This is a genomic window from Aquibium sp. A9E412 (genome assembly GCF_030398335.1).
Taxonomy (GTDB): domain Bacteria; phylum Pseudomonadota; class Alphaproteobacteria; order Rhizobiales; family Rhizobiaceae; genus A9E412.
The window spans coordinates 1-25,239 of the sequence record NZ_JAOAOP010000042.1; the positions used below are offsets into that span (position 1 = coordinate 1).

The 25,239-nt window shown below is 71.7% G+C and carries 24 protein-coding genes and 1 tRNA gene; 15 read left to right on the forward strand and 10 right to left on the reverse strand.

Annotated features, from left to right (window positions below; translation table 11 throughout):
- Nucleotides 1-248 precede the first annotated feature (248 nt).
- A complete protein-coding gene (gene secB, locus N1F89_RS14255) occupies nucleotides 249-761 on the forward strand; it encodes a protein-export chaperone SecB (RefSeq protein ID WP_290084843.1) in 513 nt (170 codons plus the stop codon).
- Nucleotides 762-939: 178 nt separating this feature from the next.
- On the opposite strand, the gene dnaQ is transcribed toward secB, so the two are convergent.
- The 5 genes from dnaQ to N1F89_RS14280 all read right to left on the reverse strand — a co-directional run bounded on the left by dnaQ (nucleotide 940) and on the right by N1F89_RS14280 (nucleotide 4,595).
- Nucleotides 940-1,650, reverse strand: coding sequence for a DNA polymerase III subunit epsilon (gene dnaQ / locus N1F89_RS14260; RefSeq protein WP_290084844.1), 711 nt, complete (start codon nucleotides 1,648-1,650; stop codon nucleotides 940-942).
- 77 nt (nucleotides 1,651-1,727) lie between these two features.
- Nucleotides 1,728-2,321: a dephospho-CoA kinase gene (gene coaE / locus N1F89_RS14265; RefSeq protein ID WP_290084845.1), complete on the reverse strand. Its 594-nt coding sequence runs from the start codon at nucleotides 2,319-2,321 to the stop codon at nucleotides 1,728-1,730.
- Nucleotides 2,318-3,160, reverse strand: coding sequence for a shikimate dehydrogenase (locus N1F89_RS14270; RefSeq protein WP_290084846.1), 843 nt, complete (start codon nucleotides 3,158-3,160; stop codon nucleotides 2,318-2,320). The genes coaE and N1F89_RS14270 overlap by 4 nt, the downstream gene beginning before the upstream one ends.
- Nucleotides 3,153-3,752 carry a Maf-like protein gene (locus tag N1F89_RS14275; protein ID WP_290084848.1) on the reverse strand — a complete coding sequence of 200 codons (600 nt, stop codon included), beginning with the start codon at nucleotides 3,750-3,752 and terminating at the stop codon, nucleotides 3,153-3,155. Before N1F89_RS14275 ends, N1F89_RS14270 begins: the two co-directional genes overlap by 8 nt.
- A 24-nt stretch (nucleotides 3,753-3,776) precedes the next feature.
- Nucleotides 3,777-4,595 (reverse strand): pyruvate, water dikinase regulatory protein, encoded by an 819-nt coding sequence (locus N1F89_RS14280; RefSeq protein ID WP_290084849.1) that lies wholly within the window; start codon nucleotides 4,593-4,595, stop codon nucleotides 3,777-3,779.
- A gap of 406 nt (nucleotides 4,596-5,001) precedes the next feature.
- Between N1F89_RS14280 and hemE the strand changes: the two genes are divergently transcribed.
- The 8 genes from hemE (at nucleotide 5,002) to N1F89_RS14320 (ending at nucleotide 14,042) form a co-directional block, all read left to right on the forward strand.
- A complete protein-coding gene (hemE, locus tag N1F89_RS14285; protein WP_290084850.1) occupies nucleotides 5,002-6,036 on the forward strand; it encodes a uroporphyrinogen decarboxylase in 1,035 nt (344 codons plus the stop codon).
- A 50-nt stretch (nucleotides 6,037-6,086) separates the two neighbouring features.
- Complete coding sequence (hemJ, locus tag N1F89_RS14290) at nucleotides 6,087-6,563, forward strand: protoporphyrinogen oxidase HemJ (protein WP_290084871.1); 477 nt, start codon at nucleotides 6,087-6,089, stop codon at nucleotides 6,561-6,563.
- 160 nt (nucleotides 6,564-6,723) lie between these two features.
- Nucleotides 6,724-7,989 carry a transcription termination factor Rho gene (gene rho, locus N1F89_RS14295; RefSeq protein ID WP_290084851.1) on the forward strand — a complete coding sequence of 422 codons (1,266 nt, stop codon included), beginning with the start codon at nucleotides 6,724-6,726 and terminating at the stop codon, nucleotides 7,987-7,989.
- A gap of 279 nt (nucleotides 7,990-8,268) precedes the next feature.
- Nucleotides 8,269-9,612, forward strand: a complete 1,344-nt coding sequence (gene mnmE, locus N1F89_RS14300; protein ID WP_290084852.1) for a tRNA uridine-5-carboxymethylaminomethyl(34) synthesis GTPase MnmE — start codon at nucleotides 8,269-8,271, stop codon at nucleotides 9,610-9,612.
- A 197-nt stretch (nucleotides 9,613-9,809) separates the two neighbouring features.
- Complete coding sequence (gene mnmG, locus N1F89_RS14305; RefSeq protein ID WP_290084872.1) at nucleotides 9,810-11,672, forward strand: tRNA uridine-5-carboxymethylaminomethyl(34) synthesis enzyme MnmG; 1,863 nt, start codon at nucleotides 9,810-9,812, stop codon at nucleotides 11,670-11,672.
- Nucleotides 11,669-12,355, forward strand: coding sequence for a 16S rRNA (guanine(527)-N(7))-methyltransferase RsmG (rsmG, locus tag N1F89_RS14310; RefSeq protein ID WP_290084853.1), 687 nt, complete (start codon nucleotides 11,669-11,671; stop codon nucleotides 12,353-12,355). Before mnmG ends, rsmG begins: the two co-directional genes overlap by 4 nt.
- A complete protein-coding gene (locus tag N1F89_RS14315; RefSeq protein WP_290084854.1) occupies nucleotides 12,352-13,149 on the forward strand; it encodes a ParA family protein in 798 nt (265 codons plus the stop codon). The genes rsmG and N1F89_RS14315 overlap by 4 nt, the downstream gene beginning before the upstream one ends.
- A gap of 20 nt (nucleotides 13,150-13,169) precedes the next feature.
- The gene (locus N1F89_RS14320; protein WP_290084855.1) at nucleotides 13,170-14,042 is read left to right on the forward strand and encodes a ParB/RepB/Spo0J family partition protein; all 873 of its coding nucleotides are present in this window, start codon (nucleotides 13,170-13,172) and stop codon (nucleotides 14,040-14,042) included.
- A gap of 482 nt (nucleotides 14,043-14,524) precedes the next feature.
- On the opposite strand, the gene holA is transcribed toward N1F89_RS14320, so the two are convergent.
- Entirely contained in the window at nucleotides 14,525-15,562 is a 1,038-nt protein-coding gene (gene holA / locus N1F89_RS14325; RefSeq protein WP_290084873.1) for a DNA polymerase III subunit delta, read from the reverse strand.
- Between the two features lie 115 nt (nucleotides 15,563-15,677).
- A tRNA-Gly gene (locus tag N1F89_RS14330) sits at nucleotides 15,678-15,752 on the reverse strand.
- 30 nt (nucleotides 15,753-15,782) lie between these two features.
- Here N1F89_RS14330 and N1F89_RS14335 point away from each other — a divergent pair.
- The 5 genes from N1F89_RS14335 to N1F89_RS14355 all read left to right on the forward strand — a co-directional run bounded on the left by N1F89_RS14335 (nucleotide 15,783) and on the right by N1F89_RS14355 (nucleotide 18,659).
- Entirely contained in the window at nucleotides 15,783-15,908 is a 126-nt protein-coding gene (locus N1F89_RS14335) for a hypothetical protein (protein WP_290084856.1), read from the forward strand.
- 52 nt (nucleotides 15,909-15,960) lie between these two features.
- The gene (locus N1F89_RS14340) at nucleotides 15,961-16,458 is read left to right on the forward strand and encodes a YbaK/EbsC family protein (protein WP_290084858.1); all 498 of its coding nucleotides are present in this window, start codon (nucleotides 15,961-15,963) and stop codon (nucleotides 16,456-16,458) included.
- Between the two features lie 131 nt (nucleotides 16,459-16,589).
- On the forward strand, nucleotides 16,590-17,516 hold the full coding sequence (gene trxA / locus N1F89_RS14345) for a thioredoxin (RefSeq protein WP_290084874.1): 927 nt from the start codon (nucleotides 16,590-16,592) through the stop codon (nucleotides 17,514-17,516).
- A 92-nt stretch (nucleotides 17,517-17,608) separates the two neighbouring features.
- Nucleotides 17,609-18,280 (forward strand): LON peptidase substrate-binding domain-containing protein, encoded by a 672-nt coding sequence (locus N1F89_RS14350; protein ID WP_290084859.1) that lies wholly within the window; start codon nucleotides 17,609-17,611, stop codon nucleotides 18,278-18,280.
- Nucleotides 18,281-18,440: 160 nt separating this feature from the next.
- A complete protein-coding gene (locus N1F89_RS14355) occupies nucleotides 18,441-18,659 on the forward strand; it encodes a Trm112 family protein (RefSeq protein WP_290084860.1) in 219 nt (72 codons plus the stop codon).
- Nucleotides 18,660-18,762: 103 nt separating this feature from the next.
- Here the strand turns inward: N1F89_RS14355 and N1F89_RS14360 are convergent, their stop codons facing one another.
- From N1F89_RS14360 to N1F89_RS14370, 3 genes are read right to left on the reverse strand one after another with little or no spacing between them, the layout of a single operon-like run.
- Nucleotides 18,763-22,146, reverse strand: coding sequence for an error-prone DNA polymerase (locus N1F89_RS14360; protein WP_290084861.1), 3,384 nt, complete (start codon nucleotides 22,144-22,146; stop codon nucleotides 18,763-18,765).
- Nucleotides 22,143-23,723, reverse strand: a complete 1,581-nt coding sequence (locus tag N1F89_RS14365) for a DNA polymerase Y family protein (RefSeq protein WP_290084875.1) — start codon at nucleotides 23,721-23,723, stop codon at nucleotides 22,143-22,145. Before N1F89_RS14365 ends, N1F89_RS14360 begins: the two co-directional genes overlap by 4 nt.
- Entirely contained in the window at nucleotides 23,632-24,585 is a 954-nt protein-coding gene (locus N1F89_RS14370; protein ID WP_290084862.1) for a hypothetical protein, read from the reverse strand. The genes N1F89_RS14365 and N1F89_RS14370 overlap by 92 nt, the downstream gene beginning before the upstream one ends.
- Nucleotides 24,586-24,802: 217 nt before the next feature.
- Here N1F89_RS14370 and N1F89_RS14375 point away from each other — a divergent pair, with 217 nt between their 5' ends.
- Nucleotides 24,803-25,225: a metallopeptidase family protein gene (locus N1F89_RS14375; protein ID WP_290084863.1), complete on the forward strand. Its 423-nt coding sequence runs from the start codon at nucleotides 24,803-24,805 to the stop codon at nucleotides 25,223-25,225.
- Nucleotides 25,226-25,239: the final 14 nt, after the last annotated feature.

Consider the following 25,239-nt stretch of genomic DNA (forward strand, 5'->3'; position numbering starts at 1 on the left):
CCGGCACCGGCGACGGGCCGCGGCGCGGCGCGCCGCGCGGCGGCCGGACCATCGACCTGGAGGCCGACGAATACGGCGAGGCCGACGGTCGGCCCGACGACGGCTCGCCGTGGCAGCGCGGCGGGCGCGAGTGAGGCGCCGGCGCGCGGCCGGCCGGCGCCTTGTCATGCCATGGGGCGCATGCTAGCGAACGCGCCAACGCACATCCGGCGGCCCGCGCCGCCGCAGCACAGGCAGGAATGAGCTTCATGGCCGACGAGACGACGGGCAACAACCAGGCGCCGGAAGGCGGCGCGGCGCAGCAGGGCAACGGCAAGCAGGCCTCGCTCAACGTGCTGGCGCAGTACATCAAGGACCTGTCCTTCGAGAGCCCGGCCGCCCCGCAGGCGCTGCGCGGCCAGGGCAAGTCGCCGGCGATCAACATCAACGTCAACGTCAATGCCAATCCGCTGGAAGGCAACGAATACGACGTGCTGCTGACGCTCAACGCGCGGGCCGAGAGCGAAGGCAAGGTGCTGTTCAACGCCGAGCTGGTCTATGGCGGCGTGTTCCGCATCGAGGGCTTCCCGCAGGAGCACATGCTGCCGGTGCTGTTCATCGAGTGTCCGCGCATCCTGTTCCCGTTCGCGCGCCAGATCATCGCCGACGCGACGCGCAACGGCGGCTTCCCGCCGCTGATGATCGACCCGATCGACTTCGCGCGCATGTTCCAGCAGCGCATCGCCCAGGACCGCGCCAAGGCGAACGTCCAGACGAGCTAGAGCGTCTCCGGGCGAGAAGCGGACACCGGTTCGCCGTCCGCAAACGCGTCGAGACAGCAGGCTGGAGCCGATCTGCGATTCCGTGAAAAGCAGAACGGCTCTGCCGGCGCGGCCGGCCGGAGGGACGCTCCGCCCCCGTCGCCTGCCTGTCGGTGACGGGCGGGGCGACGGCCGCCGTTCAGCCGGCGGGCGGCCGCTTCAGCCACAGCGCCTCGGCACCGAGCCGGCCGACCAGCGCCTCGTGCGCGGCGCGCTCCGCCTCGCTCAGCCGCGGCTGCAGCGGGCGCGGCCGGCGGCCGATCTCCACCGTCACCGCCGCGGCCTCGCCGCCGGACGCCGCCTCGTCCTCATAGGCCACCTCGAGGCCGAGCGCGGCCTGCTTGCCGCCGATCAGCTCGATATAGACCTCGGCCAGGATCTCCGCGTCGAGCAGCGCGCCGTGCTTGGTGCGGTGGCTGTTGTCGACGTTGTAGCGCTTGCACAGCGCGTCGAGCGAGTTGGGGCCCATCGGGTGCTTGCGCCGGGCGATCGCCAGCGTGTCGACGACGCGGTCCGGCCCGATCGCCACCTGGCCGAGCCGCATCAGCTCCGAATTGACGAAGTTCATGTCGAAATTGGCGTTGTGCGCCACCAGCTTGGCGCCGTCGGCGAACTCGAGGAACTCCTCGGCGATCTGGGCGAAGGTCGGCTTGTCGGCGAGGTCGGCGTTCGAGATGCCGTGCACGGCGAGCGCGTCGGCGTGCACCGCGCGGCCTTCCGGGTTGACGAAATGGTGCAGCACCCGGCCGGTCGGAAACCGGTTGACGAGCTCGAGGCAGCCGATCTCGATGATGCGGTCCTCGCGCGGGTCGAGGCCGGTGGTCTCGGTGTCGAAGACGATCTCGCGCATCGAATCACTCCTTGCCGCTCGCCGTCAGGATGGGCGACGGCGCCGGCCCGTTGCAAGGCGGTGCGGCGGCACTGTCCTCAGTCTTCGCCGCCCGCGGTGAGCTCGTCGACGATGGCGCGCACGGCCGCGCGCGCCGGCTCCAGGCCCCGGCCGGTGTCGATCACGTAGTCGGCGCGGGCCCGCTTCTCGGCGTCGGGCACCTGGTTGGCCAGGATGCGGGCGAACTTCTCCTCCGTCATGCCCGGCCGCCTGAGAACGCGGGCGCGCTGCTCGTCGGCCGGCGCGCTGACCACCGCGATGCGGTCGACGCGGTCTGTGCCGCCGGTCTCGAACAGCAGCGGAATGTCGAGCACGACCAGCGGCGCGCCGCGCGCACGGTGCTCGGCGACGAAGCGGTCGGCATCCGCGCGCACCAGCGGATGCACGATCGCCTCGAGCCGGGCCAGCGCCTCGGGCCGGCCGAGCACCGCTTCGGCGAGGCGGGCGCGGTCGACCACGCCGTCGACAACCGTTCCCGGAAAGGCAGCCTCGACGAGCGGCGCGGCGGCGCCGGCATAGAGCCGGTGAACGGCGGCATCGGAATCGTGCACCGGCACGCCGGCCTCGGCGAACATCCCGGCCGTGGTCGACTTGCCCATGCCGATCGAGCCGGTGAGACCGAGCACGATCACCGCAACGCCTCCAGATCGGCGACGACGAGATCGCGCAGCGCCGCGTCGACCGTGGGACGGACGCCGAACCAGCGTTCGAAGCCCGGCACCGCCTGGTGCAGCAGCATGCCGAGCCCGTCGACGGCGACGAGGCCGCGGCCGCGCGCGGCCGCCAGAAGCGCCGTCTCGAGCGGCGCGTAGACGATGTCGGCAACGATCGCGGCGGCCGGCAGCGGCGCCAGGTCGATGGCGAGCGGCGGCTGGCCCGTCATGCCGAGCGAGCTCGTGTTGACCAGGAGATCGCTGTCGGCGAGCAGCCCGTCGAGCGCCGGCCAGCCGTGCCCGCCGACATGCTCGCCGAAGCGGGCGGCGAGCGCGGCGGCGCGCGCGGCGGTGCGGTTGACGACGCGGATCTCGGCGATGCCCGCTTCGGCGAGCGCATGGACGATGGCGCTCGCCGCGCCGCCGGCGCCGAGCACCGTGGCGCGCCGGGCGGCGCGCCAGGCCGGCGCCTCGGCGTCGAGATGGGCGGCGAAGCCGTAGGCATCGGTGTTACCGCCGACCAGTGCGCCGTCCTCGAACCACAGCGTGTTGACGGCGCCGATCGCCTCCGCCGCGGCGTCGCGGCGCGCGACGAGGGCGGCGGCGGCCTGCTTGTGCGGCACGGTGACGTTGCCGCCGGCATAGCCGGCCCCGGCAAGGCCGGCAAGGAAGCCGGCGAGGTCGTGCGGCGCCACGTCGCGGCGCTCGTAGATGCCGTCGATGCCGTGCAGCGCCAGCCAGTGGCCGTGGATCAGCGGCGAGCGCGAATGCGCCACCGGATGGCCGCATACGAAAGCCTTCAGCGGCGCCTCAGCCATCGATCGCGCCGTGCTCGCGCAGCGCCGCCAGAAGCGGCAGCATCGGCAGGCCGACGATCGTGAAATGATCGCCGCTGATGCGCTCGAAGAGCTGGATGCCCTCGCGCTCGATCTGATAGGCGCCGACGCTGCCGAGCACCCGCTCGCCGGCCTGCGACAGGTGGCGGCCGACGAAGCCGGGGTCGAGGGCGCGCATCGTCATGTGGGCGACCGAGACGTGGCGCCACAGCGTCTCGCCGCCGCGTGCCAGGACCACGGCGCTGTTGAGCGCGTGCGTGCGGCCCGACAGCGCCAGCAGCCGGCGGCGTGCCTCCTCCATGTCGGCCGGCTTGTGCAGCACCTCGTCGCCGAGCGACAGCGTCTGGTCTGCGCCGATCACCAGGGCGTCGGCGAGGCGGCCGGAGACCTCCTGCGCCTTGGCCTCGGCGAGGATCAGCGCGACGTCGTCCGGCCGGGTGCCACTACCCTCGAGCGCGGCCTCCACGGCGCGCTCGTCGATCTGCGGCGCCTCGGCGACGAAGTCGATGCCCGCATCGGCCAGCAGGCGGCGGCGGAACGGGCTGGTCGACGCCAGCACAAGGGTCTCGGCCATCGCGTGTCTCCTTCCGGCGGACGCTCAGCGCTTCTTGGCGCGCAGAGCCATGATGGCGGCCGCGGTCTCCTCGATCGAGCGCCGCGTCACGTCGATCGTCGGCCAGCCGTTGCGTGTACAGATCTGGCGCGCATAGGCAAGCTCGGCGGCGATCGCGGCGCGGTCGGTGTAGCTGCCGGCATCGTAGCCGGCGGCGCCGAGCACGCGGTTCTGGCGCACCAGGGCGATGCGCTCGGCCGAGGCGATCAGCCCGACGATCAGCGGCCCCTCGGCCTTCTCCAGGCTTTCGGGCAGCGGCACGCCGGCGACGATCGGCACGTTGGCCGTCTTGATGCCGCGGTTGGCGAGATAGATGCTGGTCGGCGTCTTCGACGTGCGCGAGATGCCGATCAGCACGATGTCGGCCTCGCTCAGGTCCTGCGGAAGCTGGCCGTCGTCGTGCTCCATGGTGAAGTTGAGCGCGTCGATGCGGCGGAAATAGTCGGCGTCGAGCACGTATTGCGCGCCGACGCGGCGGCCCGCCGGCGTGCCGAGATAGGACTGGAAGACGGCCAGAACCGGCTCCAGCACCGACACGCAGGGCAGCCCCATCGCCTGGCAGCGCTCGTCGATCACCCGGCCGAGCTTCTGGTCGACCATGGTGTAGAGCACGATGCCCGGCGCCTGGTCGATCTCCTCCAGAACCTTGTCGAGCTGCCCCTCGGTGCGCACCAGCGGATAGATGTGCTCGATGGCGCGCGCGTTCTTGTACTGCGCGGCGGCCGCCCGCCCGGCGGCCAGCAGGGTCTCGCCGGTGGCATCGGAGATCAGATGCAGATGGAAGAAGCTCTGCGGTTTTTGCACAGCGGTGTGTCCGGGCTGTGGAGGAGCGTTGATGGCCGGGGACCGATCGTGCCGGTCCGGCGGCGGCGACCTTAACAGATGGCCCGTCATCCACAATCGGCACTGCCGGGAGACGGCACCGCCGGTGTGGAGAAGCCGGTGGAGACGTTGCAGCCATCCCCGTCGCCGTTTCCCACAAGGTGCATTCGGCGCACGCGCAACACCTTGTTCAGCAAGCGCGAATCCGCATCGTCCCCGATCCTCACAGAGGCCTGTCGACAAGGCGCGGCGAAAGCGATGGGCGGAGCTGTCGCACCGCGCGGCTGCGAACGGGATTGAATCCACGCATCAAACAGAGTCTAAGAATCAGAAGACTCTTTGAAAAAGAATTTTGGTTTTTGAATCGGGCGCGACACGGAGCGGGGGATTGAGCGACAGAACGCTGGTCAGGGTGCTCAAGGGCGAAAGCGTGTTCCCGCCTCCGGTCTGGATGCTGCGACAGGCCGGGCGCTATCTGCCCGAGTACCGGGAAACGCGGGCGCGGGCGGGAGGTTTCCTCGACCTGTGCTACAATCCGGACTTCGCCGTCGAGGTGACGCTGCAGCCGATCGAGCGCTACGGCTTCGACGCCTCGATCGTGTTTTCCGACATCCTCGTCGTGCCGCATGCGCTGGGCCGCGATCTCACCTTCGTGCAGGGCGAGGGACCGCGCATGACGCCGATGGAGGCGGGCGACGTGGCGCGGCTCGACGATTCGGCATTCCACGAGCGCCTGGCGCCGGTCTACGAGACGGTGCGGCGGCTGCGCGGCGCGCTGCCCGAGAAAACGGCGCTGATCGGCTTCTGCGGTGCGCCGTGGACCGTGGCGACCTACATGATCGCCGGCCGCGGCACGCCCGACCAGGCGCCGGCGCGGCTGTTCGGCTATCGCCATCGCGAGGCCTTCCTGGCGCTGCTCGACCGGCTGGCCGACTGCTCGGCCGACTATCTGTCGCGCCAGATCGAGGCGGGCGCCGATGCCGTGCAGATCTTCGACACCTGGTCGGGCGTGCTCGACGACGCGTGCTTCGCCGCCTATTGCGAGCGGCCGGTGCGCAAGATGGTCGAGCGCCTGCGCGCCAGGCACGGCGACATCCCGATCGTCGGCTTTCCCAAGGGCGCGGGCGCGCGCTTCTCGCGCTACCGGGCGGCGACCGGCGTGACGGCGCTCGGTCTCGACTGGGCGGTGCCGCTCGACCAGGCGCGCGCGCTGCAGGCCGAGGGCGCGGTGCAGGGCAATCTCGATCCGCAGCGACTGGTGGCCGGCGGCGCGGCGCTCGATGAGGGCGTCGACGCCATCCTCGCCGCGCTCGGCGACGGGCCGCTGGTCTTCAATCTCGGCCATGGCGTGACGCCGGAGACGCCGCCGGAGCATGTCGCGCGCATGGTCGAGCGCGTGCGGGCGGCGGGCGGCCGGCGGTGAGCGACGTCGCCGGCTCGGCACGGGTCGCCGCGCGCCGCGCGGCGGTCTCGATGGCGATCTTCGTCGTCCTGGTGGCGGGGCTGTTCGCCTGGAACCCGGAAGGGCTCTATCTGTGGGCCAAGGCGGTTCACGTGATCGCGGTGATCGCCTGGATGGCGGCGATGCTCTACCTGCCGCGGCTGTTCGTCTATCACGCCGAGATCGGGCCCGGCACGCCGCAGGCGGAAACCTTCAAGGTGATGGAGCGGCGGCTGCTGCGCAGCATCGCCAATCCGGCGATGATCGTCACCTGGGTGATCGGCCTGTGGCTCGCCTGGCGCGGATTCGGCCTGATGGCGGGCTGGCTGCACGCCAAGATCGCGCTGGTGCTTGTCTTGTCGTTCGTGCATGGCTATTTTTCGCGTGCGGTGCGGCATTTCGCCGAGGACCGCAACCGGCGGCCGGCGCGTCACTGGCGCATGATCAACGAGGTGCCGACCGTGCTGATGATCGCCATCGTCATCCTGGTCGTCGTCAAGCCGTTCTGAGAGCCAAAACGCACCTTGCTCTTTGCCCGAGGCGGGGCTAAGAGTAGCCGCCTCCCTCCTATCCGGTCCGGCCGACCGTCGTTCCAACCGGAACCGGCTTGCGCATTCGCACGTCCTGCCGTCGGCAGCCGATCCCCCTCATCCATTCCAGAGTCCAGCCATGCAGGAAATGAAACTCCAAGAGCTCAAGAGCAAGACGCCGACCGATCTGATCGGCTTTGCCGAGTCGCTGGAAGTCGAGAACGCCAGCATCATGCGCAAGCAGGAGCTGATGTTCGCGATCCTCAAGAAGCTCGCCACCCAGGACATCGAGATCATCGGTGAGGGCGTGGTCGAGGTTCTGCAGGACGGATTCGGCTTCCTGCGCTCGGCCAACGCCAACTATCTGCCGGGGCCCGACGACATCTACATCTCGCCCTCGCAGATCCGCCGCTTCTCGCTGAAGACCGGCGATACGGTGGAGGGGCCGATCCGCAGCCCGAAGGAGGGCGAGCGGTACTTCGCGCTGCTCAAGGTCAACACGATCAATTTCGAGGATCCGGAGAAGATCCGGCACAAGATCCACTTCGACAACCTGACGCCGCTCTATCCCGACGAGCGGCTGCGCATGGAGATCGAGAACCCGACGACCAAGGACCTGTCGCCGCGCGTCATCGATCTCGTCGCGCCGCTCGGCAAGGGCCAGCGCGGGCTGATCGTGGCGCCGCCGCGCACCGGCAAGACGGTGCTTCTGCAGAACATCGCCCACTCGATCACCTCCAACCATCCCGAATGCTACCTGATCGTGCTTCTGATCGACGAGCGTCCGGAGGAGGTCACCGACATGCAGCGCTCGGTGAAGGGCGAGGTGGTGTCCTCGACCTTCGACGAGCCGGCCTCGCGGCACGTCCAGGTCGCCGAGATGGTGATCGAGAAGGCCAAGCGGCTGGTCGAGCACGGCCGGGACGTTGTCATCCTGCTCGATTCCATCACCCGCCTGGGGCGCGCCTACAACACCGTGGTGCCGTCGTCGGGCAAGGTGCTGACCGGCGGCGTCGACGCCAATGCGCTGCAGCGGCCGAAGCGCTTCTTCGGCGCGGCGCGCAACATCGAGGAAGGCGGCTCGCTGACGATCATCGCCACGGCGCTGATCGACACCGGAAGCCGTATGGACGAGGTCATCTTCGAGGAGTTCAAGGGCACCGGCAATTCCGAGATCGTGCTCGACCGGAAGGTGGCCGACAAGCGCATCTTCCCGGCGATGGACATCCTCAAGTCCGGCACGCGCAAGGAGGACCTGCTGGTCCAGCGCCAGGATCTGCAGAAGATCTTCGTGCTGCGCCGCATCCTGGCGCCGATGGGCACGACCGATGCGATCGAGTTCCTGATCGACAAGCTCAAGCAGACCAAGTCGAACTCGGACTTCTTCGATTCGATGAACACCTGACGGAGCGGCGCACGGCGCCGCCGGTGTCGGGTAACGGTTGGCTAACCATACGGTTGGCGCCGCTGGTGGGTTCCGGGCGCAGCGGGATTCCGATTCGGCTGCGGTCCGATCCTTACGGAGCCGGTGGTTTCGAGGCCGACGCGCCGCGACGGTCTCGATTCGAATGCGAAACGAATACGGCGCGCAGAGGCGGATGGCGGCACCATGCGCCGCCTTGACCGCCGCCATCACAAGTGACGAGCGCCGTCGACCTTCGAATCGTGACCGAAACGACCTGCGATGACCGCGATTGGGCCCTTCGACGATACGATCTTCGCGCTTTCCTCCGGCGGGCTGCCGAGCGGGGTGGCCGTGGTGCGGTTGTCCGGCCCGGCGGTGCGCGCGACGCTCGAGGCGCTCGCCGGGTGCGTGCCGCCGGCGCGGCGGGCTGCGCTGGCGACCTTCCGCGACGCTGCCGGCCTGCCGCTCGATAGCGGGCTCTGCCTGTTCTTCCCCGGCCCGGCCAGCGCGACCGGCGAGGATTGCGGCGAGCTGCACCTGCACGGCAGCCGGGCGGTCGTGGCGGCCGTTCTGGAGACGCTGTCCGGCCGGCCGGGGCTGCGCGGCGCGGAGCCCGGCGAGTTCACGCGGCGGGCATTCGTCAACGGCAAGATCGATCTGACCGGTGCCGAGGCGCTGGCCGACCTCGTCGCGGCGGAGACCGAGGCGCAGCGCCGCTTCGCGCTGGCGAACGCGCAGGGCGGCCACCGCGCGCTCTATGAAGGCTGGCGGCAACGGCTGTTGTCGGCCCGGGCGCTGATCGAGGCGGAGCTCGACTTCGCGGACGAGGCCGACGTGCCGGGGTCGGTTTCCGACACGGTCTGGGCGGACGTTGCGGCGCTGCGCACCGAGATCGCCGGTCACGCGGCCGGCTACCGGCGGGCGGAGATCATCCGCGAAGGCTATCGCGTCGTCATCCTGGGGCCGCCGAACGCCGGCAAGTCGAGCCTGCTCAACGCGCTGGCGCGCCGCGATGTGGCGATCGTGACCGACGAGCCGGGCACCACGCGCGACGTGCTGGAGGTGACGCTCGACCTCGACGGCGTCAAGGTCATCGTTGCCGACACCGCCGGCCTGCGTGCCGCGGCGGGTCGGGTGGAAGCGCTCGGTATTGCGCGTGCGCTCGAGCGCGCCGGCACGGCCGATCTGATCGTCGCGCTCCACGACGCCACGGCCGGGGAAAGCGCGGGGCTCTCGCTTCCACCGGGCTTTGCCGGCGCGGTGCTGCGCGTCGCGAACAAGCTCGATCGCATGGCCGAAGATGCCGTGCCGGCCGGAACGGACGTCGCCGTTTCGGTGCTGACGGGACGCGGGCTCGATGCGTTGGTGGCGCGAATCGGCTCCCTGGCCCGCGAGGCGGCGGGGCAGGTCGGCGAGATCGCGCCATTTCGCCGTCGCCACGTGGCGCTGCTCGAGGAGGCGCAGGCGCATCTCGGCGCGGCGACGGAGGACGAAACGCTCGCGCTGGAACTGCGTGCGGAAGAGCTGCGGCTGGCGAGCGCGGCGCTGGCAGGCATCGTCGGCGCGATCGGGACGGAGGATCTGCTCGATTCGATCTTCCGGGATTTCTGTATCGGCAAATAGCCGACGTATGATTCACGTGAAACACGACCGACGGCCGGCCGGCGATGATTCACGTGAAACAGTTGGTATCGGGGTCCGCGGATGCCAGGGTAACGTTTCACGTGAAACGCGCAGCGCTTGACGGGCGCGTCCTGCGGGCGCATGTCCTCGTCGGATGATTTGTGCCAGAGTGAACCGGATGCGATCGGATGATCCCGATGGATGAGCGCTACGACGTCATCGTCGTCGGCGGCGGCCATGCCGGCTGCGAAGCTGCGGCTGCGGCCGCGCGGCTCGGCGCGCGGACGGCCCTGGTGACCCTGCGGGCCGACACCATCGGCGCGATGTCGTGCAACCCGGCGATCGGCGGGCTGGGCAAAGGCCATCTCGTGCGCGAGATCGACGCGCTCGACGGCCTCATGGGGCGGGTGGCCGATGCCGCCGGCATCCAGTTCCGCATGCTCAACCGACGCAAGGGACCGGCGGTGCGCGGCCCACGGACCCAGGCCGACCGCAAGCTTTATCGCGAGGCGATGCAGGCCGCGCTGGCGGCGCAGGACGGGCTGACGATTGTCGAGGGGGAGGCCGCGGACTTCGTCCTCGCGGCCGGACGCGTAGCCGGGCTGCGGCTGGCCGACGGCCGGCAACTCGCCTGCGGTGCCCTGGTGCTGACGACCGGCACCTTTCTGCGCGGCATGATCCATATCGGCGACCGGTGCTTCGCCGCGGGCCGCATGAACGAGCGCGCCGCCGAGGCTCTCTCTGGCGCCATGCACGCGGCTGGCTTCGCGCTCGGGCGGCTGAAAACCGGCACGCCGCCGCGGCTCGACGGGCGGACGATCGGCTGGGATCGGCTCGACCGCCAGGAGGCCGACGCCGATCCGGTTCCCTTCTCGCTGCTGACTGCACGGATCACCACGCCGCAGATCGCCTGCGGCATCACCCGCACGACGCCGCAGACCCACGCAATCATCCGCGCCAATCTGCACCGGTCGGCGCTCCATAGCGGCGGCATCAGCGGCGTCGGGCCGCGCTACTGTCCGTCGATCGAGGACAAGATCGAGCGCTTCGGCGATCGCGACGGCCATCAGATCTTCCTCGAACCGGAGGGGCTCGACGACGACACGGTGTATCCCAACGGCATCTCCACCTCGCTGCCGGAGGATGTTCAGGCGGCGCTGCTGCGGACCATTCCCGGCCTGGAGGGAACGCGGATGCGACAGCCGGGCTATGCCATCGAGTACGACCATGTCGACCCGCGCGAGCTCGAGCCGACCTTGGAGACGCGACGCCTGCGCGGGCTGTTTCTCGCCGGACAGATCAACGGCACGACCGGCTACGAGGAAGCGGCGGCGCAGGGGTTGCTCGCCGGCCTCAACGCCGCGCACCGCGCGGCCGGGGCGGAGGGCACGACGTTCGGCCGCGACGAAGCCTATATCGGCGTGATGGTCGACGATCTGGTGACGCGCGGCGTCAGTGAGCCCTATCGCATGTTCACCTCGCGCGCGGAGTTCCGCCTATCGCTGCGTGCCGACAACGCCGACGACCGGCTGACGCCGCGCGGCCTGGCGCTTGGCCTCGTCGGCGAGACGCGCGCGGCACGCTTCGCGCTGCGCCGCGAGCGCCTGGAGGCGGCGCGGGCCCGGCTTCAGGGGCTGTCGCTCACGCCGGATGCGGCCGCACGGCACGGGCTCGCGGTGAACCGCGACGGTGTTCGCCGCACGGCCTACGATCTCCTGGCCTATGCTGAGGTGGACATTGCGCGGCTCGGCGGCATCTGGCCGGAACTCGGCGCGATCGACCGGGCGAGCGCGGCGGCGCTGGAGATCGAGGCGCGCTATGCGGTCTATCTGGAGCGGCAGGCGCGCGACGCGGCGGCGCTGCGCCGCGAGTCGGGCAGCGCGATCCCGGACGATCTCGATTATGGCGCGATTGCCGGGCTGTCGAACGAACTGCGCCAGAAGCTGGCGGCGCGCCGGCCGCGCAATCTTGGCGAGGCGCGATCGATCGACGGCATGACGCCAGCCGCGCTGGCGCTCGTCGCCGCGGCGGCACGGCTTGCCGCCCGGTCTGCGGCATGAGCGGCAGAGACGCGCGGGAGGCGGCGGCGCTCGCCGCGGTGGCGGGCGCGCCTGTTTCACGTGAAACGCTTGCCCGCCTGGTCGCCTATGCCGACGCGCTGCGCCGCTGGTCGCAGCGCATCAATCTCGTCTCGCCGGCCACGCTGCCGGCGCTTTGGCAACGCCATGTCCTGGACAGCGCGCAACTGCTGCCATTCGCCGGCGGCGCGCGCGGCTGGCTCGACATCGGCTCGGGCGGCGGGTTTCCCGGCGCGGTGATGGCGATCCTGCTCGCCGAGCGGCCCGAGACGACCGTCCACCTGGTCGAGAGCAACGCCAAGAAGGCGGCATTTCTGGGCGCCACGCTGGCCGATCTCGGCGTCGCCGCGCGCATCCATCGGCGCCGCATCGAGGCCTGTGCCGGCGAGATCGCCGGAATCACCCATGTCAGCGCACGCGCCGTCGCGGCGCTGCCCGATCTCTTGGCGCTGACCCGGCCGTGGCTCGGCGCCGGCGCGCGCGGTTTCTTTCACAAAGGCCGGGATTACCGGCGCGAGGTGGCAGAAAGCGCTGCCGCGTGGACCTTCGATCTGGTAGAACATGCCAGCAAGATCGATCCCGGCGGGGTCATTCTCGAGGTGGCGGCGCTGCGCCCCCGGGACGACCGCCGCGACGAAAGGCGAAGCCGGACGCAGGGCCCATGACCGACCGCACCCGCATCATCACCGTGGCCAACCAGAAGGGCGGCGTCGGCAAGACCACGACGGCGATCAACCTGGCGACGGCGCTCGCGGCGATCGGCGAGCGTGTGCTGATCGTCGATCTCGACCCGCAAGGCAATGCGAGCACCGGGCTCGGCATCGACCGCCAGGCGCGGCTCACCTCCTCCTACGACGTGCTGACCGGCGCGGCATCGGTCGCCGACGCGGCGATGGAGACCGCCGTGCCGGGGCTGTCGATCGTGCCGTCGACGCTCGACCTTCTGGGCATCGAGATGGAGATCGCCGCGGCGCCGGACCGCGTGCTCAAGCTGCGCAAGGCGTTGCGGGCCGGCGGTTCGGCCGGCATCGGCTATTCCTATGTGCTGATCGACTGTCCGCCCTCGCTCAATCTTCTGACGCTGAACGCGATGGCCGCCGCCGATTCGGTGCTCGTGCCGCTGCAGTGCGAGTTCTTCGCGCTCGAGGGCCTTAGCCAGCTGCTCGAGACGGTCGAGCAGATCCGCGCGGGCATCAACCCGGCGCTGACCATCCAGGGCATCGTGATGACGATGTTCGACGGCCGCAACAATCTCGCCAACCAGGTGGTGGAGGACGTGCGCAGCCATATGGGCGAGGCGGTCTACGACACGGTGATCCCGCGCAACGTGCGCGTGTCGGAGGCGCCGTCCTACGGCAAGCCGGCGATCCTCTACGACCTCAAATGCTCCGGCAGCCAGGCCTATCTGCAGCTGGCCTCGGAGCTGATTCGCCGCGAGCGCCGCTTGCGGGCCGCGTGACAAGCAGGAACGGAAGCGCCATGAGCGAGGATCCCTCCAGAAAGCGCCTCGGACGCGGGCTTGCCGCGCTGATCGGCGAGATGGACAAGCAGCCGGCGCCCGAGGAGGCGCCGGTGAGCGCCGACCGGCGCGTGCCGATCGAGCTGGTGACGCCCAACCCGCGCAACCCGCGGCGCAGCTTCGGCGAGGCGGAGCTCGCCGACCTCGCCCAGTCGATCCGCGAGCACGGCATCGTCCAGCCGGTCGTCGTGCGGCCCGGCGCCACGGCCGACAGCTTCGAGATCGTCGCCGGCGAGCGGCGCTGGCGGGCGGCGCAGCGGGCCGGGCTCACCGAGGTGCCGGTGATCCTGCGCGAGGTCGACGACCGCGCGGCGCTCGAGCTCGCCATCATCGAGAACGTGCAGCGCGCCGACCTCAACCCGATCGAGGAGGCGCACGGCTATCAGCGGCTGATGGACGAGCACGGCTACACGCAGGCCGATCTCGGCCAGGTGATCGGCAAGAGCCGCAGCCATGTGGCCAACACGCTGCGCCTGCTCAAGCTGCCGCAGGTCATCCACGATCTGGTCGCCGACGGGGCGCTGTCGGCCGGCCATGCCCGCACGCTGGTCAATGCGGAGGATCCGGCCGGTCTCGCCCGGCGCATCGTCGAGCAGGGACTTTCGGTGCGCCAGGCCGAGGCGCTGGCCGCCGAGCCCGAGCGCGCAACCGGACGGCCGGCGCGCCGGTCGGCGCCGGAAAAGGATGCCGATACACTGTCGCTGGAACGGCTGCTCAGCGACGTCACCGGCATGCGCGTGAGCATCAATCACGGCGAGCGTGGCGGCGAGCTGCGCATCGCCTACCGCACGCTGGAACAGCTCGACGAGCTCTGCCGGCGTCTCAAACAGTAGCCCAAGGCATAAATTAGCCGGCGAAGCACCGGCGATTCCCGCTCGCGGTGCGGCGGATGGCGTGCGCGCCGCCGCCACGCCGTCTCTGTGACTCCGCGTCCCGGCGGCCGGCAAAAGACAGCGCGGAGGATGGAAGTCCGTCGCGGGCCGCGGCCCCGGTCCGCACACGGCGCGGCCCAGCCTGCCTGTCCGCCCGTCCGGCAACGCCGTTGGCATGAACCCCGGCGCTCCGGTGAACCGCGCGGGTGACAGACGGGGGGAGGCGCCGCAGCGAAAGCGGCAAAGCACCCTTCGCTTGCAAACCGAATCGCGGATCGACGCCGTTTCCTGGTCGTGCCGTTCCCGGAGGGCGGACCGGTGCTCGCGGCGCCTGCGATGTCTTATAGCGTTTCCAGGCGAAGTGGAAACCGGTTCGCCGTTCGGAAACGCGTGAAAACAATGAGTTAGAGCCGATCTGCGCTTCCGTGAAACGCAGAACGGCTCTAGCGGCCGCGGCGGGCGGTGAGCGACAGCGCCATCAACGTCTGGCGGGCGATCGCGGCGGCGAGGTCCGGCCGCTGCCGGGTCTTCAGGATGCCCGCCTGAAGCCGCTCGGCGGCGTGCGCCAGGCCGGCGGCGGGCCAAGCCCTGAGCGCCTTTTCCGCCGCCGGGCGGCGGGCGAAGAAGACCGGCGGGCGGGCCGCGGCGACGGCCGCGGCCGGTGTCTTGCCCTCGGCATCCATGGCGTGGCGCATCGCCTGCAGGGCGTGCAGCCTGCGCTGCGCGGCGGCGAGAAACAGGAAAGGCGCGGTGCCCGCGGCGAGCAAGCGGGCGAAGCTGCGGTCGAAGGCAGCGGTGTCGCCGGTCAGCACCGCATCGACCGTCTCGTCGATGTCGAGGGCGGAAACGTCGCCGCCGAGCGCGCGCACGTCGTCGGCCTCGATGGTGGTGCGCCCGCGGCAATACAGCGTGAGCTTTTCCAGCTCGCCGCGCGTGGCCAGCCTGTCGCCGCCGAGATTGGCCTTGAGAAGCTGGCGCGCTTCCAGGCCGATGCCGAGGCCGGCGGCGGCGAGCTCGCCGTCGATCAGCGCGTCGAGCCCGCGCCCGTCGTCGGCGTAGCAGGGCAGCGCCATCGCCGCGTCGGCCTTTTCCACCGCGCTGCGCAGCGCCGCCCCCTTGCGCAGCTCGCCGGCCTCGACGAGCAACCGCGCATCGGCCGGCGGCGCGGCGCAGAGCTCGGCGATCTCGGCGGCCAGCGCCTTCTGGGTGCCGGCGCCGCGCAGCCAGATCAGGCGGCGTTCGGAGAACATCGGCACGGCACGCGCCTCGTCGAGCAGCCGGCCCGGCTGCTGCTCGACCTCGCCGGCCTCCAGCCGCACGACGGAAAAGGGATCGTCGAGATCGGCGCCGGAACGCTCGGCGAACTGCCGCGCCCGCTCGGCCACCAGGCCGCGGTCGGGACCGTAGATCAGCACCACGGCGACCCGCGGGTCGGGTCGCCGCAGCCAGCCGTCCACCTCGTGCGACTTCTTCTGCGCCATGGCGATGCCATAGCGCATCGCGCGGCCGGTTTGAATCGTCTTGTCGCGCGCCGCCGCAAAACGGCGAAAAGGCCCGGATGTCCGAGCCTGCAAGCCATTGATTGTAGAGAGAAAATGGAGCGGGCGAAGGGATTCGAACCCTCGACCCCAACCTTGGCAAGGTTGTGCTCTACCCCTGAGCTACACCCGCTCGCGCGGCCGTCGGCCGCAGGCCGCGTATATGGCCGAACTCGACAGCGATTGCAACAGGGAAATCGCCTCGCCGGTCGCATGGCCGCCGGGCGCCGGCGGGGTGGCGTGCGCGGTGTCGCGGCCGGACCGCAGCGCCTGCCGCGCGGCGGCTTGAAAAGCGCCGCGATGGCGCTACACAGGACGCGACACGACGCGGAGCCGCGGGCATGGCCAAGACGCCGGAAGAGCTGTTCGCCTATCTCGACCGCCTGGGGATCGAGACCGAGACGCATGCGCACGAGGCGGTCTTCACGGTGGCTGCCTCCGAGGCGCTGCATGCGCGCATACCCGGCGCCCACACCAAGAACCTGTTCGTGCGCGACAGGAAGGGGCGGCATTTCCTGGTCACCGTCGGCGCCCATGCCGAGGTCGACCTGAAGCGCCTGCACGCGCTGATCGGCGCCCAGGGGCGCGTCTCCTTCGGCAAGCCGGAGGCGCTGATGGCGCTGCTCGGCGTGCAGCCGGGCGCGGTGACGGTGTTCGGCGCGCTCAACGACACCGACGGCGCGGTGCAGGTGGTGCTCGACGCGGCGCTGATGGCGCAGCCGCGGATCAACGGGCACCCGCTGGTCAACACCGCGACGACGACGATCGCCAACACCGATCTGCTGCGGTTTCTCGAGGCGACCGGCCACCCGCCGGCCGTCTTGAAAGTGGCCGCGTGATCGCCACATTTCAGGCGACGCGGCGCAGCGGCCGGACCGGGCGGCCACCGCTCGGCCGACCGGCCGAAAGCTGACGAAAGGGGCACGACATGGCCAACCCTGACAATCCCTATGGCGCCGGTGGCGGACAGATGACCGGCACGATCGATCTCGGCGGTGGCGCGCCGGCCGGCGGTGCCGGTGAAGCGGCGAAGGAGACGACCACGGCCGGCTTCAAGGCCGACGTGCTCGACGAATCGCGGCGCCGCACGGTGCTGGTCGACTTCTGGGCGCCGTGGTGCGGGCCGTGCAAGCAGCTGGCGCCGGCGCTGGAAAAGGCGGTGCGCGAGGCCGGCGGCAAGGTCGCCCTGGTCAAGATGAACATCGACCAGCACCCGTCGATTGCCGGCCAGCTCGGCATTCAGTCGATCCCGGCGGTGATCGCCTTCCGCGACGGCCAGCCGGTCGACGGCTTCATGGGCGCGATCCCGGAAAGCCAGATCAAGCAGTTCATCGACAAGGTGGCCGGCGAGGCGGGCGGCGAAGGCGGCGACCAGCTCGCCGAGGCGCTGGCGGCGGCAGGGCAGGCGCGCGAGGCGGGCGATGCGCAGGCGGCCGCGCAGCTCTATTCCGCCGTCCTGCAGCAGGCGCCGGAGAACGCCGAGGCGCTGGCCGGCCTGGCCGAGCTCTATCTCGACGCCGGCCAGACGGACGAGGCGAAGGACCTTCTCGCCCAGGTGCCCGAGGCCGAGCGCGGCGCGCCGGCCGTCGGCCGGGTGCAGGCACGCATCGACCTTGCCGAGGAAACCGCGGCGCTGGGCGACCCGGCCGATCTCGAGCGACGCATCGCCGAGAACCCGCGCGACCACCAGGCGCGCTACGATCTGGCGATGATCCACAATGCGCGCGGCGACCGCGAGGCGGCGGCGGCCGAGCTGCTGGCCATCATCCGCGCCGAGCGGAGCTGGAACGACGAGGCGGCGCGCACCAAGCTGCTGCAGCTCTTCGAGGCGTGGGGGCTCGACGATCCGGCGACGTTGTCGGCGCGCCGGCAGCTCTCCTCGCTGCTGTTCTCCTGAGACTGCCGGCACGGCCGCTTTGCCGCACCGGCATTGAGCTTGCGCGCGGGTGCGCCACATAGCAGGCAGCAGAGCATTTGGAGAGCAGAAACGTGCGAGCGGGGAACGCCCTTTATCGATGCCCGAGCGACGTGGCCGACGTGATCCCCGTCTTTCCGCTGTCGGCAGCGCTGCTGCTGCCCGGCGGCCGGCTGCCGCTCAACGTCTTCGAGCCGCGCTATGTGGCGATGACCGACAGCGCGCTGGCCGGCAGCCGGCTGATCGGCATGATCCAGCCGCGGCTCGACGGCGCGGCGCGGGCCGACGGAGAGCCGGAACTCTGCGCGGTGGGCTGTGCGGGACGCCTCACCTCGCTGACGGAGACGGGCGACGGGCGTTATCTGATCGCGCTGCAGGGCGTGTGCCGCTTCCGCGTCGTCGAGGAGGTGGACGAGAGCACGCCCTTCCGGCAGTGCCGCATCGCGCCCTTCGCCGAGGACCTCGAGGGCGACGCCGGCGCCGGTGAGGTCAACCGCGGAGCGCTCCTCAAGGCCTTCCGCGCCTATCTCGACGCGCACGAGCTCGAGGCGGACTGGGAGAGCGTGCGGCGGGCGGAAAATGGCCCCCTCGTCAACGCGCTGTCGATGATGGCGCCCTATGGCGCGGCGGAGAAACAGGCGCTGCTCGAGGCGCCGGATCTCAAGACGCGGGCCGAAACCCTGATCGCCATCACCGAGATGGTGGTGGCGCGCAAGGAGGACGACCCGGCAGCGCGGCTGCAATAGGCCGCGAGCCGGGCATGCCCGGTGCCCGAGCGGCGGTCCGGCCTCCGCCAGGCGGTCGCATGCGCGGGGACGCCGTGCGGCATGCACCCGGCGGCAGCCGGCGCGGGATCGGCAGCCGGCCGTTCGCGGACGGCATGCAGGCGAGGAGGCAAGCCCCACGATGACGACGGAGCGAACCGGCCGCGACACGCGCGGCGCGATCGACCCCAAACTTCTCGAGCTGCTCGCCTGCCCGCTGAGCAAGGGGCCGCTGCGCTTCGACGCGGCACGCGGCGAGCTGGTCTCCAAGGCGGCGCGGCTCGCCTACCCGGTGCGCGACGGCATCCCCATCATGCTGCCATCCGAGGCGCGGCCGCTGGGCGACGACGAAACCGGCTGAGGCGGCGCGCGGCTTTCCCGTTTTCAGAACCGGTCGCCCTCCGGAAACGCGTGAAAACAATGAGTTAGAGCCGATCTGCGATTCCGTGACACGCACAACGGCTCTAGTGAAAGTTGCGGCCCTTCGGCATGACGTGGCGGGCCGTGCGCGTCGGGTCGCCCTCGTCGCCCGGGGGCCGCCCGGCCCGCGCACCGGCAAGCCGGTGATGCAGCGGCTTGAGTGCTGCCGTGGTGCGCCGGTCCTCGTCGATCGGCCGCCGCACCTCGTCGGCCCGCGACAGCACGTCGATCGCCGCGGCGCCGGTGAACAGCATGTCGAGCCGTCCGGTCAGGTCCTCGATCGTTTCGGCCACGACATGAATGACGCCCGAGGCCGACTGCAGCCGCCCCGTGACGCGCACCAGCCGCGCGCCGAGCACCACCGGGCGGAAGCGCTCGAAGACCTTGGGCCAGACGATGATGTTGGCCACGCCCGTCTCGTCCTCGATCGTCATGAAGATCACCCCCTTGGCCGAGCCCGGCCGCTGGCGGATCAGCACCAGGCCGGCGACCGACAGGCGGCGGCCGCTGCGGCGCTCGGCGAGCGCCGCATTCGGCACCACCCGCTCGCCGGCCAGGCCGGCGCGCAGGAAGGACAGCGGGTGCGCCTTGAGCGACAGGCCGAGCCAGCGATAGTCGTGCACGACATGCTCGCCGAGCGGCATCGCCGGCAGCGCCGTCTCCGGCTCGCGGTCGGCCAGCCGCAGGTCCGGCCGCTCGAACAGCGGCAGCCGCTCGGGCGCGCGGCCGGCATCGAGCGCCTGCGCCGCCCACAGCGCGGCGCGCCGGTCGAGCCCGAGCGAGCCGAAGGCGTCGGCCTCGGCGAGCCGCACGATCGCCGCGCGCGGCAGGCCGGTGCGCAGCCACAGGTCGCGCACCGAATCGTAGCCGCGGCCGCGGCGCGCCAGCAGCACCGCCATGTCGGCCTCGGCCAGGCCCTTGACCTGGCGCAGGCCGAGCCGCACCGCATGGGCCGTGCGGATGGTGCCGCGCATCGTGGCGTGCCGCGCGGCCACCGCGGCGGCGTCGAAGCCGGCCGGCTCCAGCGTGCAGTCCCAGGCCGAATGGTTGACGTCGACGGGACGCACCGCCACGCCGTGCTCGCGCGCGTCGCGCACCAGCTGCGCGGCGCTGTAGAAGCCCATCGGCTGGGCATTGAGGATGGCGGCGCAGAACACGTCGGGATAGACCGCCTTGAACCAGGCCGAGGCATAGACGAGCAGGGCGAAGGAGGCGGCGTGGCTTTCGGGAAAGCCGTATTCGCCGAAGCCCTCGATCTGCTTGAAGCACTGCTCGGCGAAGCCGCGCTCGTAGCCGCGCGCCACCATGCCGTCGATCATCTTGCGGCGCAGCGTGCCGATGGTGCCGACGCGGCGGAAGGTGGCCATGGCGCGGCGCAACTCGTCGGCCTGGCCGCGGCTGAAGCCGCCGGCCTCGACCGCGATGCGCATCGCCTGCTCCTGGAACAGCGGCACGCCGAGCGTGCGCTGCAGGATCGCCCTGAGCTCCGGGCGCGGGTAGTCGACCGTCTCCTTGCCCTCGCGCCGGCGCAGATAGGGGTGCACCATGTCGCCCTGGATCGGGCCCGGCCGCACGATCGCCACCTCGATCACCAGATCGTAGAAATTAGCCGGCTTGAGACGCGGCAGCATGGTCATCTGCGCGCGGCTTTCGATCTGGAAGACGCCGATCGTGTCGGCCCGCTGGATCATCGCGTAGACGGCGGGGTCCTCGGCGGGGAGCGTCGCCAGATCGAGGCGCTGCCCGTAATGGTCCTCCAGCAGGTCGAAGGCGCGGCGCAGGCACGACAGCATGCCGAGCGCCAGGATGTCGATCTTGAGGATGCCGACGGCCTCGAGATCGTCCTTGTCCCACTCGACCATGCGGCGCTCGTCCATCGCGGTGCGGACGATCGGCACGATCTCGTCGAGCCGGTCGCGGGTGATGACGAAGCCGCCGACATGCTGCGACAGGTGGCGCGGGAAATCCATGATCTCGTTGGCGCGCCGCATTACCGCGACGATCAGCGGGTCGTCGGGATCGAGCCCGGCCGCGCGCGCCTCCCGCTCGCCGACCTCGGCGGTCGACCAGCCCCAGATCGAGCCCGACAGCGCCGTCATCACGTCGTCGGAAAGGCCCATCGCCTTGGCCACCTCGCGCAGCGCCGAGCGCGCCCGGTAGGTGACGACGGAGGCGGCGAGCGCGGTGCGCCGGGCGCTGTACTTCTCGTAGATGTAGGCGATCACCTCGTCGCGCCGCTCGTGCTCGAAATCGACGTCGATGTCGGGCGGCTCGTTGCGCTCCCTGGAGATGAAGCGCTCGAACAGGAGGTCGATGATGTCGGGCCCGACATCGGTGATGCGCAGGCAGTAGCAGATGATCGAGTTGGCGGCCGAGCCGCGACCCTGGCACAGGATGCCGCGTGAGCGGGCGAAGCCGACGATGTCGTGCACGGTGAGAAAATAGCGCGCGTAGCCGAGCTCGGCGACGGTGGCAAGCTCGTGCGCGATCATCGCGGCGACGTTGTCGGGCAGGCCGGCGGGATAGCGCCTGCGCGCGCCGGCCCACACCAGCCGCTCGAGCTCGGCCTGCGGCGGCAGGCCGGATTCGGTCGGCTCGTCGGGATAGTTGTAGCGCAGCGCGTCGAGGCTGAAGCCGAGCCGGCCGGCAAAGCGCAGCGTCTCGGCCAGCGCCTGCGGATGGCGGCGGAACAGCCGCGCCATCTCGGCCGGCGGCTTGAGATGGGCCTCGGCATTGGCGGCAAGATGATAGCCGGCTTCGCAAACGCGCAGATTGAGTCGGATCGCCGTCATCACGTCCTGCAGCGGGCGGCGCTCGGGCGCGTGGTGGCGCACGTCGTTGACCGCCATCAGCGGCACGCCGGCGGCCGCCGCCATGGCCTCGGCCTGGGCCAGCCGGAAGCGGTCGTCGCCGTCGTGGCGCGGCGCTGCGGCGAGCCACACGGCGCCGGCAAAGCGTCCGGCGAGCTCGCGCAGCAGCGCCAGCTCGGCGGCCGTCGCGGCGCCGAGCGCCGGCAGCAGGGCGAGCGCCAGGCCGTCGCCCCACGCCATCAGGTCGGCGCGGCGCAGGTCCGGCGCGCCCTTCGCGCCGCGCTCGTTGGCCACCGTCAGCATGCGGCACAGCCGGCCCCAGCCGGCGCGGTCCATCGGATAGGCGAGCATGTCGGGCGTGCCGTCGGAAAAGACGAGCCGGCATCCGGGATGGTAGGCGAGCCCCGCCTCGCGCGCCTGCAGCCAGGCACGCACCACGCCGGCCACGGTGTTGCAGTCGGCCAGGCCGAGCGCGGCCAGGCCGAGCCGGTGCGCGGTGACGGCAAGCTCCTCGGGCTGCGAGGCGCCGCGCAGGAAGGAGAAGCTCGACTGAACGGCGAACTCGGCATAGGCCGGCTCCGCCGACGCCGCGGCCGGGCGCTGCATCGTGCCGGTCATGCGAACAGGCCGTGCAGGAACCAGCGCGGCGCCGGGCCGGCGGTGCCGTAGAGGCCCTCGCGGAACAGCCAGTAGCGCCGGCCGGCGGCGTCCTCGACGCGGAAATAGTCGCGCGTGGCGGCCTCCTCGCCGCTGCGCCACCATTCCGGCGCCAGCCGCTCCGGCCCTTCCGCGCGGGCGACGTCGTAGAGCACGCGGCGCCAGCGGAAGCGCGCCGGCGGGCCGTCGGGCACCGCGGCGGTGACCGCGACGGGCTCGGGCCGGTCGAACAGGCGCAGCGGCCGCGCCATCCCGTCCGGCCGCGCCGCGGGCGCGGCCCCCTGCGCGGTCTTTTGCGTGGCCCTTTGCGCGGCTGCCGGTTTTCCGAGCGCGGCGACCAGCGGCACCCGCAGCACCGCGCGCTCGGGCCAATGGCTCTCCATCGCCTGCGGGCGCATCAGCGCGGCGGCGCCGAGCCGGGCGCCGACGCGCTCGGCGAAGCGCGCCAGGCTCTCGGCTCCGGCGCCGCGGTCGCCGGCGAGATCGGCCTGCGCGGCGCGGAAGGGGGCGGCCAGGCAGACGGAAAGCCGCACCAGATCGAAGCCGCAGCCGGTATCGAGGCCGCCGTCGAGGGCGGCGATGCGCTCGCGGAACAGCCGCTCGACGAGCGCCGGCTCGCGCAGCGGCCGCGCCGTGCCGACGGCAAGCCGGCAGACGGCGCCGTCGACGCGGAACAGCGCGAGCTCGAGCCGGCGGGCGCCCTCGCCGCGCCGTTCCAGCTCGTCCTTCAGCGTGGCGGCGAGCCGGCCGGTCAGCTGCTCGATGTCCTCGGCGCGGCCGACCGGCTCGGCCAGCCGGCGCTCGGCCGACAGCGGTGCCACCGGGCGGCGCGGCGAGACCGGCTCGTCGACGCGGCCGAGCGCCTGGTCGAGGCGGGCGAGCAGGTCCTGCCCGAAACGGCGGGCGAGCGGCGCGCGCGGCGCGGCCAGCACCAGGCCGGCCGTGGTCAGGCCGACGCTTTCCAGCCCGCGCCGCGCCGCCTGGTCGAGGCGCAGCGCGGCGAGCGGCAGCGGCGCCAGCGCCTCGGCCTCCTCGCCGCGGCCGATCGGCGGCAGCGCGAAGCGGGCGCCGGCCCAGGCCGCGCCGGCGGTGGAGGCGAGCCCGGCGCGGGCGTCGAAACCCTGGTGGAAGAGATGCGCCAGCGCGTCGTCGAGCAGCGCCTTCTCGCCGCCGAACAGATGGGCGCAGCCGGTGATGTCGAGAAACAGCCCGTCCGGCGGGTCGAGCGCGACCAGCGGCGTGTAGCGGTCGCACCAGTCGGCCAGGGCGGCGAGCAGCCGGCGGTCGGCCTCCGGCTCGGCCTCGACCGCCTCGAGGCCCGGATGGCGGGCGCGCGCGTCGGCCAGGCCGAGCCCCGGCCGCAGGCCGAGGGCGGCGGCCGCCTCGTCGCAGGCGGCGATGCGCCGGGTGTTGGCCTCGTGCCGGGTGACGACCAGCGGCGGCCGCTCAGCCGGCGCGGCGCAGCGCGCGGCCGCGCGCCAGCCGCGCCCCAGGCGCCGGCGCAGGATGCGGTCGCTCGGCAGGTGCGGGAACCACAGGGCGAGATATCTCTGGCCGTCTTTCCTCGAAGGCGCGTTCATCGGGATTCCAGTGCAGCACGAAGGTGGCGGGGCGGGCGGCCGGGCTCTTGTCGATGGCGACGGCGAAGGCCGGCGGGCCGATCGAGCCCGGCAGCAGCCCGGCGAGCGTGGCGCGTAGCGCCGAAGGGGCGGGCGCCACGGCAAGGCGCAGCGGCGCGGCGGTCGGCTCGGGCGCGGCGGCCTGGCGGACGAGCAGCACCGGCCGCCCGCTCGCCGCGGCACGGCGCTGCAGGCGCCGCGTCGCGGTGAGGCCGAGCCGGGCGGCGCGGCCGTGCAGCTCGACCAGAACGGCGGCGAAGGCGCCGGCGCCGGCCGCCTCCTCCGCTACCCACAGGGCCTCGTCGCGGCGCGCCACCGTGCACAGCGCCAGCCGCTCCGGCGGCAGGGCGAACAGCCGCAAGAGCCCCGGCGCATAGGGCGCGCCCGCCTCGCCGAAGAGATCGGCCGGGCCGATCCACAGCACCGGGAGGGCGGCATCGGGCGCCTGCGCGGCCCGCGCGGCGAGCGCCAGCGCGAAGCCCGCCGCGGCGGCGGCATCGCGCGTGGCGGCCGCACAGATCTCGCTCAGCGCAGCCCGCGGCAGGCCGCCGCCGAGCGCGCCGTCGAAGCCGGCCGCGCCGCTCGAAAGCCGCGCGGATGCCGCGCCGGCCGGCGTCGGCGCATGGCCGGCCCGGCGCAGTACGGTCGCGCCGGACACGCTCTGTGCCGCCGCGCCGGCCGGCGCCGGATGCTCCAGCCAGGCCGGCGGCCGGCCCTCCAGACGGGCGATTTCCTGGCGCAGGGCAAAAACGGTCTGCCGCGCCATGGCGGACGTCGCCATGCCGATCGCTCCCGGTCTCATCTGTTCCTGTTATGTTCTTATCGATTCCAAACCGGGCGCGAAGAGTCAAGCGGGCGTGCGGAAGAATTTATTCCTCTGTCCGGCAGGCTCCGTGCGCGCCGCGCCTCGGCGCGGCCGGTGCGGCGCGTTGCCGGCCGCCGGCCAAGCCCCTCGAAAGGCCGCGCCGAAACCGCTATATGCCGCGCGAGAGGTATCCATGGCACGCATCTACCGCACCCGCGCCTGGCAGGACCAGCTTTCGCCTTCGCTGCAGGAGCTCGAGCTTCTGGCGCTGGAAACCTATGCCAATCTGCCCGAGGAGTTCCGCGCGCTCACCGGCGAGATCGTCATCCAGATCACCGAGTTTCCCAGCGAGGACATCATGGACGATCTGGCGCTCGAGACGCCGTTCGACCTGCTCGGCCTGTTCGAGGGGCGCGGCATCGCCGAGCGCTGGAACCCGCAGACCGGCGAGGGGCCCAACCGCATCACGCTCTACCGCCGCGCGATCCTCGACTACTGGGCGGAGAACGAGGAGACGCTCGGCGACATCGTCGCGCATGTGCTGATCCACGAGATCGGCCACCATTTCGGCCTGTCCGACGACGACATGGAGCGCATCGAGGAGACCGTCGCGTGAAGCGCGCCAGCGCC